Source organism: Elioraea sp., from assembly GCF_051860475.1.
In the GTDB taxonomy this organism is placed as follows: domain Bacteria; phylum Pseudomonadota; class Alphaproteobacteria; order Acetobacterales; family Acetobacteraceae; genus Elioraea.
The window spans coordinates 1-8,511 of the sequence record NZ_JBHYDW010000167.1 but is presented as its reverse complement, the minus strand read 5'-3'; the positions used below and the strand labels follow the sequence as shown (position 1 = coordinate 8,511).

Sequence of the window (8,511 nt, the reverse complement as noted above, 5' to 3'; positions counted from 1 at the left end):
CGCGTCACATAGGGCTCGGTGAGCGCGTCCCGTCCCTCCTCCGGCAGTCCGACTCCGTGGTCCTCGACGACGATTCGCAGTTCCCCCGGCGCCTGCTCCAGCGCCACGCGGATCGCGCCGGCGCCCGGGCGCGCGGCGACCGCGTCGGCGGCGTTGGCGAGCAGGTTGGTCAGCGCCTGGCTGATCAGCCGGCGGTCGCAGGAGACGCGCGGCGGGTGGTCCGGCAGATCGACCGCATAGGCGATCGAGGGATGCGCGTTGCGCTGGAGGAACACCGCCTGGCGGATGATCTCGCCCGGATCCTCGGGCCGCAGCACCGGCTGGGGCATGCGCGCGAAGGCCGAGAACTCGTCCACCATCCGGCCGATATCGCCGACCTGGCGGATGATGGTCTCGGTGCAGGTACGGAACGTCTCGGGATCCGAGGCGATCTCGGCGAGATACTTGCGCCTGAGCCGCTCGGCCGAGAGCTGGATCGGCGTCAGCGGGTTCTTGATCTCGTGCGCGATCCGCCGCGCGACATCCGCCCAGGCGGCCTGGCGCTGCGCCGCGAGCAGGGCGGTGACGTCGTCGAAGGTGACGACGAAGCCGCGCAGCTCGCCCCCAGCGGCCTCGGCGCCGATGCGCACGATCAGGGTGCGCCGGTTCGCCGGCAGTCCGATGCGCACCTCGCCCTGCACGGGACGGCCCTGCTCGGCCGCGGCCGCCGCCAGCAGCGGCGCGAACTCCGGCACCACCTCGGCCAGCGGATGGCCGACGCGCGCGAGCAGGTCGATGCCCATCAGCTCGCTTGCCGAGCGGTTCGGCAGGTCGATCCGCCCCTCCGCGTCGAGCCCGATCACCCCGGCCGAGACCCCCGCGAGCACGCTCTCGGAGAAGCGTCTGCGCTCGTCGATCTGGCGATAGGCATCCATCAGCTCGGTCCGGTTCGCCTCGAGCTGGCCGATCATGCGGTTGAACGCGCGGCTCAGCACGCTGATCTCGTCGTTCGTGCGCCGCTCCGGAACCCGCACGCCGAGATCGCCGGTGCGCGCGCGCTCGGCGGCGAACACCAGACCGGAGATCGGACGCGCGAGCTGACCCGCGATCACGAGCCCGATCAGCACCGCAGCGAACAGGACGAGCAGCGCGACGACGGCATAGACGAGGGCGAGCGTCACCTGGAACCGCGAGCGCGACGCTTCGAGCTCGCGGTACTGCGCGACCGCCTGCTCGGTGCGCTCCATGTGCCCCAGCACCTGCGAGTCCACCGGTCGCCCGATCAGCAGGAACAGATCCCCCGGCAGGTCGAGTTCCACCACCGCGCGGACACGCCCGGAATCGCCGGTGGGCAGCAGTGCCACCTCGCCCGAACGCGCGAACGCGATCGCCCAGGACGGCATCACCTCGCCGGCCATCGGCGTGATCATCCCGCCCGAGGCGACCAGCCGGCCGCTCGTGCCATCGAACACCACCGCCTCCGAGAGCCCGCGCGCGGCCGCCTGGCGCTCGACGATCAGCCGGAAGGTCAGCGGCCCCTGGGTCAGCAGCACGGGAGCCGCGCGGTTCAGGTCAGAGGCCATCGCCAGCGCCTCGCCACGCAGCGCCTGCTCGTGCTCGCGCAGATAGGCCTGCGAGGCAGAAAGGCTCTCTTCGAGTGCGGTGCGCACGCGCTCGTTGAACCAGGCCTCGAGCCCACGATTGAAGAAGGTCGCCGAGAACACGGTGACGATGATGGTCGGCGTCACCGCGACCAGGCCGAACAGCAGCACCAGCCGCACATGCAGCCGCGAGCCCGCAAGGCCGCGCCGCCGTTCGGCCCAGACCCGCACCACGCGCACGGCGAGCACGGCGCCGAGCACCAGCAGCAGCGCGAGATTGATGTTGACCAGCGCGACGATGCTGCCCGGCGGCAGGCTGAGCGCGCCGGCGCCGGTGATCGCGCCGAAGGTGATCACGCCGGCGGCGAGCGAGGCGAGCGCCAGCGCGATCGTCAGCCAGCGGCCGAGCCGCCCGCCGGCCAGCGCCGAGCCCATCCGGCGCCAGCGCGGCACCGCGGCGTCGGGCTCCGAGACCCGACGGGCGGCGGTCCCGTCCATCGTTGCGGCTCCGGTCAGGTGAGGCCGCGCACGACCGGGATCTCGAGTTCCCGGATCTTCTTGCGCAGCGTGTTGCGGTTCAGTCCGAGCACGGCGGCGGCCTTGATCTGGTTGCCCCGCGTCGCCGCAAGGGTCAGCCGGATCAGCGGCCGCTCGACCTCCGCGATCACCCGGTCATAGACGCCGGACGCCGGCAGGCCCTCTTTGTGGCTGGCGAAATAGGCGCGCAGGTGCCGTTCGACCGACTGCGCCATGCTCTCCGGCTCGGCCGGCGTCCGGGCAGCGGGTGTGGCCGGCGCGGCTGCCTCGGCGAGTTCGCCGGCGATCACGTCCTCGCCGATCGTCTCCTGCGGGTAGAGGGCGGCGAGCCGGCGCATCAGGTTCTCGAGCTCGCGCACGTTGCCCGGCCAAGCATATCCCCTGAGCGCCTCGACCGCCTCGGCGGTGAGCGTCTTCGCCGGCAGGCCCTTCGCCTTCGCCTGGACCAGGAAGTGGCGCGCCAGCAGCGGAATGTCCTCAATCCGCTCGCGCAACGGCGGCAGGCGCATCGGCACGACGTTGAGCCGATAGAACAGATCCTCGCGGAACATCCCCTGGCGGATCAGCGCGCGCAGGTCGCGATGCGTCGCGGCAACGATGCGGACGTTCACCCGGATCGGCGTGCGCCCGCCGACCGTGGTGAACTCGCCCTCCTGCAGCACGCGCAGAAGCCGCGTCTGGGCCTCCGGCGGCATGTCGCCGATCTCGTCGAGGAACAGCGTGCCGCCGTTGGCCTGCTCGAACCGGCCCTGGTTGCGCTGGAGCGCGCCGGTGAAGGCGCCGCGCTCATGGCCGAACAGCTCGCTCTCGATCAGCTCGCGCGGGATCGCGGCCATGTTCACCGCGACGAAGGGGGCGCCCCGGCGCGCGCCGTAGTCGTGCAGGGCGCGCGCGACCAGCTCCTTGCCGGTACCGGACTCGCCGGTGATCATCACCGTCAGGTCCGTCGTCGTGACGCGCGCGACCGTACGGTAGATCTCCTGCATCGCCGGCGACCGGCCGACCAGCGGCAGGCGCTCCTCCTCGGCGGCGGGCTCCGGGTCGGTCGCCGGTGCGGGCACGGCGAGCGCGCGGCCGACCACCGCGAGCAGCTCGTTCAGGTCGAACGGCTTGGGCAGGTACTCGAAGGCGCCGCGCTGTGCCGCCTTCACTGCGGTGGTGAAGGTCGACTGCGCGCTCATGACGACGATGCGCAGTTCCGGGCGGATGCGCCGGATGCGCGGGATCAGGTCGAGCCCGTTTTCGTCCGGCATCACCACGTCGGTGATGACGAGGTCGCCCTCGCCGTCCTCCACCCAGCGCCAGAGAGTCGCCGCGGTGCCGGTCGTCCGCACGTGATAGCCCGAGCGCGTCAGCGCCTGGCCGAGAACGGTGCGGATCGAGCGGTCGTCATCGGCGACCAGGATGGTGGCGGTCATGACGCCTCGCTGTCGGTCGCGCCGGGCTGCACCGGGAGATGCACGCGGAACAAGGTACGGCCCGGCACGGAGTCGTACTCGATCAGTCCGCCGTGATCGCCGACCAGCTTGGCGACCAGGGCGAGCCCGAGCCCGCTGCCCGAGCGCTTGCTGGTGACGAACGGGTCGAACAGGTTGGGCCGGATCGCCTCGGGAATCCCGCTGCCATTGTCGCGCACGGTCACGACGAGCGGCAGGTGCACGCGCCGGCCCTTCCCGCCCACCGCCAGCCGCACGCCGTGCTGGTAGGCCGTGACCAGCTCGATCACGCCGCCGGTCTCGGGCAGCGCCTCGGCGGCGTTCTTCACCAGGTTGAGGAACACCTGCACGAGCTGGTCGCGGTCGCCCCAGACCGGTGGCAGCGACGGGTCGTAGGTCTCGACGATGCGCCCGTGCCGCGCCACGCCGTTGGCCGCGAGCCGGCGCACATGCTCCAGCACCTGATGGATATTCACCGGGCCGTGCTCGACCGCGCGGTCGGAGAACACCTCCATCCGATCCACCAGCGCGCGGATGCGGTCCGCCTCGTCCTGGATCAGCTGGGTGAGTTCGCGGTCCTGCTCGGGCACGCTGCCGTCCAGCAGCTGCGCCGCGCCGCGGATGCCCGAGAGCGGGTTCTTCACCTCGTGCGCCAGGATCGCCGCCATGCCGGTGACCGAGCGCGCGGCGTTGCGGAACCCCATCTGCCGATCGAGCTTCTGCGCGGTGGAGCCGTCGGCGAGTTCGACCACCGCGCAGTCGGCCGGATCGCCGAGCGGCGACACCGTCACTGAGATGCCCTGCTTGGCAAGCCGCGGGCTCTCGAAGCTCATGTCGTGGTCGGCGACGATCACCGCACCGTCGAGCGCCTGCGCCAGCATCGCCATCAGCGGATGGTCCGCGGCCAGCAGGTCGCCGGGCCGTGTCGCCCGGAGCGAGGCGGCGGAGAGACCGAAGAACTGCTCGGCCGCCTGGTTGGCGCTGCGGAACCGCCCGTCGCGGTCGAGCACCACCACCGCGGTCGCCATGGCCGCGAGGATCGCGGCCGCGTCGGGCTGCGCCGGGGCCGGCCGCAGCAGCCGCACCGGCGCCTCGGCGAGGTCCTTCACGGCCGCCAGCGCGCGCCTGCCACGCGAGGGCTTCATGCGGCGAGGCGCTCCTCGACCGCTTCGATCAGCGGAGCGTAGAATGCGTCGATCAGCGCCTCGACCTCCTCCGCCGTCTCGGCGCGGTTCACCGCGGCACGGAACTCGGCCGAGCCGGGCAGACCCTTCGAGTACCAGGCGACATGCTTGCGCGCGAGACGCACCCCCGGATGCTCGCCGTGATGAGCGAGCATGGCGCGGTAGTGGCCGCGCAGGATGCGACGCTGCTCCGCGAGCGGCGGGTCGGCCAGATGCAGTCCGGTACACAGGTAATGCGCTACCTGGGCCAGGAACCAGGGTCGGCCGTAGGCGCCGCGGCCCACCATCACCCCGTCCGCGCCTGAACGCGCCATCGCCTCGGACGCATCCTCCACCGTGACGATGTCGCCGTTGACGATCACCGGCAGACGCACCGCCTGCTTCACCTGCGCGACAAAATCCCAGTCCGCGTTGCCGGCATAGAATTGCTGGCGCGTGCGCCCATGCACGGTGACCATGCGGATGCCCGACTGCTCCGCGATGCGTGCCAACTGTGGGGCATTGAGGCTGGCGTGGTCCCAGCCCATGCGCATCTTCAGCGTCACGGGGATCGACACGGCGCGCACGGTCGCCTCCAGGATCCGCGCGGCCAGCACCTCGTCGCGCATCAGCGCCGAGCCGGCGTGCTGGCCATTCGTGACCTTCTTCACCGGGCAGCCGAAATTGATGTCGATGATCGCTGCCCCGCGATCCTGGTTCAGCTTGGCCGCTTCCGCCATCGCCTCGGGGTCGCAGCCGGCAAGCTGCACCGCCATGGGACCTGCCGCCTCGTCGGTCTCGGCCATCTTCAGGGTCTGGCGGTTCTCGCGGATCATCGCCCAGGAGGCGATCATCTCGGACACCACCAGCCCCGCGCCGAGCCGGTGCACCAGCCGGCGGAACGGCAGGTCGGTCACGCCGGACATCGGCGCCAGGATCACCGGGGTCTCGATCACTGCCCCCGTCCCGAGCACGGTCGGCGAGAGCGGGCCCGCCAGGCGCTGCGGACGCGGACCATGCGACCGACGCGGCAGCGGCTGATCGGGCGCCTCGTCGGCGCAGCCCCGAGCCCCGGATGCTGGAATGCCCATGATTTGGGCAAACTACCGAAGTGCCCCTTCCCGCGCAACGCGGCGCCGGTTGTGCGGACGCGGCCCTGCCCGTAGCGTCCGGTCGCCATGCGGATCGCGGCGCTCATTCTGGCGGCAGGCTCGGGCACCCGGTTCGGGAGCGCGCAGGCGAAGCAGTTCGTCCCGCTCGGCGGCGTGCCGCTCGTCACGCGTGCGGCGCGGGCCTTCGCCAGCCACCCCCGGGTCGCGCGCGTGCTGCTGGTCGGAAAAGTGGAGGCGCTCGCCCCCGCGTGCCCCGATTTCCCGAAAGCGGGATTTGTCCCGGGTGGCGCCACTCGCCAGGACAGCGCCCGCGCCGGGCTGGAGGCGCTCGCCGCCGACCCGCCCGATGCCGTGCTGATCCACGACGCCGCCCGTCCGATGATCCCCGCCCGCGTGATCGACGCCGTCTGCGACGCACTCATCGCAGGGGCCGAGGCCGTGCTGCCCGCCCTGCCCGTCACCGACACGCTGAAGCGCGCCGACGGTGGGATCGTCGCAGGCACCGTCCCGCGCGAGGGGCTGTGGCGGGTGCAGACGCCGCAGGGCTTCCGCTTCGCCCCGATCCTCGCCGCCCACCGCGCCGCCGCCGGACAGTCGCTGACCGATGACGGCGCCGTGGCCGAGGCGGCCGGGATGCGCGTACGCCTTGTGCCGGGTGCCGAGGAAAACCTGAAAGTGACCACCCCGGACGACCTCGCCCGCGCCGAGGCAGGGCTCGGCGCGCACCTCTCGCCGCGCGTCGGCACCGGCGTCGACGTGCACCGTTTCGCGCCCGACCGTGCGCTGATGCTCTGTGGCATTCGCGTGCCGCATCGGCTTGGTCTTGCGGGATACTCCGACGCCGATGTCGGCATCCATGCGCTCTGTGACGCGATCTACGGCGCGCTGGCCGAAGGCGACATCGGCACGCAGTTCCCACCCTCCGACTCCGCATGGAAGGACGCCGACAGTGCGCTGTTCTTGCAGCATGCCGCCGGCCGCGTCGCCTCGCGCGGCGGACGCATCGTTCATGCCGACGTCACACTGATCTGCGAGCTCCCGAAGATCGCGCCCCACACTCTTGCGATGCGCGCGCGACTGGCCGGGCTGATGGGCATCGACGCCGCTGCCGTGTCGGTGAAGGCGACCACGACCGAACGGCTCGGCTTCACCGGTCGGGGTGAAGGGATCGCCGCGCAGGCCGCCGTGACGGTTCTTCTGCCATGAAGAACGTCAGGGGGGGGGGGGGGGGGGGGGGGGGGGGGGGGGGGGGCGCCGCCCCCCGCGGGGGGGGGGGGCGGGGGGGGGGGCGGGGGGGGGGGGTGGGGGGGGGGGGGGGGGGGGGCCCCCCCCCCCCCCCCCCCCCCCCTACGTTCTTTTGATGTCTCGCCCGCTCTACCTCACCCTGGTCGCGCTGTTCGTGTTGACCTGGTCCTCGGCCTTCGTGACCACGAAGTTCGCTGTTGCCGTCAGCCCGCCGACGCTGTTCCTCGGCATCCGCTTCCTGATCGCGGGCGCGCTGCTGCTCGCCTGGGCCGCCGCGCGGGGCGAGCTCCGAGGCCGCATCCCCTGGCTTACCCTCGCTTGGCTCGGCGTGCTCAACCAGGGCGGCTACCAGGGGCTTGCCTGGAACGCGATGGCCCAGCCGCTGTCCTCCGGCCTCGCCAACGTCATCGCCTCCACGGCGCCGATCGTCGTCGCGGCCCTGGCCGTGCCGCTGCTCGGCGAACGTCTGACGCCGCGCCGAATCCTCGGCCTCGCACTCGGCTTCGCGGGCGTCGCGTTCCTGGTGCGCCACCGCATCGCCGTCTCCGGCGAGAGCGCACTCGGCGTGGCGCTGATGATCGGCTCGCTCGCCGCCATGGTCGCCGGCACCATCGCCTTCAAGCGCGTCTCGCCGACCGCACCGCTGATGGTGGTGGTCGGCGCGCAGCAACTCGCCGCCGGCGCCGCGCTGCTGCCGCTTGGCCTCGCGCTCGAAAGCCCTGCGTCCATGCAGGTCGGCGTGCAGTTCGTCGCCGCGATGGCCTGGCAGATCGGCGTCGTCTCGGTCGGCGCGCTGATGCTCTGGTTCCTGCTGCTCCGCCGCGGCAGCGCGGGCTCCGCCACCGCCCTGCACTTCCTCATGCCCCCCGTGGGGCTGATCATGGGCTGGGCGATCCTCGATGAGCCGCTCGGCGGGATCGACCTGGTCGCGATCGTGCCGATCGCACTCGGAATCCGGCTTGCGACCCGGGTCGAGACCTCTCAGGGCCGATAGGCCGCCTCGAAATCCGCGACCGTCCGACCCGCGCCATCCCGCAGCGCCAGCGTCCGGCCGTCGATCCGCCAGCCGGCGACCGTCCCGAGCACCTCGGCGAACAGCCGCTCCTGCACGTCGAGCGGCGGCGGACAGGCCATCATCGTCGAGGGGCCGGGGTGGAAGCGGATCGTCTGGCCTGCGATCTCGACCCCGCCGAGCATCTGGTTGCAGCCCACCGTGCCTGCGAAGCGCGGCTGATCGGCGAGCAGCAGCAGATAGGGCTCGCGCCGGCGCTGATCCGCGCCGATCGTGACGTCGCGCAGCCGCGTGATCCGCCAATAGGTGTTGCGCAGCGAAGGCGCGGTCTCGGCACGCTCGCAGGCCGCGCCCGGATGCACGGCAGTGAACCGCTCCACCACCACGGACGCCTCGGTCCCATCGCCTTCCATCTTCGGCCGCGCG

7 protein-coding genes are annotated in these 8,511 nt (G+C 72.2%); 2 read left to right on the top strand and 5 right to left on the bottom strand.

The window, feature by feature from the left end; genetic code table 11:
* The 4 genes from ACTIFU_RS20595 to dusB all read right to left on the bottom strand — a co-directional run.
* A partial coding sequence (locus tag ACTIFU_RS20595) for a histidine kinase dimerization/phospho-acceptor domain-containing protein (RefSeq protein ID WP_439580195.1) occupies positions 1–2,078 on the bottom strand: 2,078 nt, incomplete at its 3' end.
* Positions 2,079–2,092: 14 nt separating this feature from the next.
* Positions 2,093–3,535: a nitrogen regulation protein NR(I) gene (ntrC, locus tag ACTIFU_RS20590; RefSeq protein WP_439580194.1), complete on the bottom strand. Its 1,443-nt coding sequence runs from the start codon at positions 3,533–3,535 to the stop codon at positions 2,093–2,095.
* Positions 3,532–4,698 (bottom strand): two-component system sensor histidine kinase NtrB, encoded by a 1,167-nt coding sequence (locus ACTIFU_RS20585; RefSeq protein ID WP_439580193.1) that lies wholly within the window; start codon positions 4,696–4,698, stop codon positions 3,532–3,534. Before ACTIFU_RS20585 ends, ntrC begins: the two co-directional genes overlap by 4 nt.
* Entirely contained in the window at positions 4,695–5,642 is a 948-nt protein-coding gene (gene dusB, locus ACTIFU_RS20580) for a tRNA dihydrouridine synthase DusB (protein WP_439580196.1), read from the bottom strand. The genes ACTIFU_RS20585 and dusB overlap by 4 nt, the downstream gene beginning before the upstream one ends.
* Positions 5,643–5,894: 252 nt before the next feature.
* Here dusB and ACTIFU_RS20575 point away from each other — a divergent pair, with 252 nt between their 5' ends.
* Complete coding sequence (locus ACTIFU_RS20575; RefSeq protein WP_439580192.1) at positions 5,895–7,034, top strand: bifunctional 2-C-methyl-D-erythritol 4-phosphate cytidylyltransferase/2-C-methyl-D-erythritol 2,4-cyclodiphosphate synthase; 1,140 nt, start codon at positions 5,895–5,897, stop codon at positions 7,032–7,034.
* Between the two features lie 154 nt (positions 7,035–7,188).
* Positions 7,189–8,067, top strand: a complete 879-nt coding sequence (locus tag ACTIFU_RS20570) for a DMT family transporter (protein ID WP_439580191.1) — start codon at positions 7,189–7,191, stop codon at positions 8,065–8,067.
* Here ACTIFU_RS20570 and ACTIFU_RS20565 read toward each other — a convergent pair.
* Positions 8,055–8,511 (bottom strand): META domain-containing protein (locus ACTIFU_RS20565; RefSeq protein ID WP_439580190.1); only part of this gene is annotated, 457 nt, incomplete at its 5' end. The two genes, ACTIFU_RS20570 and ACTIFU_RS20565, sit on opposite strands and share 13 nt — an antisense overlap.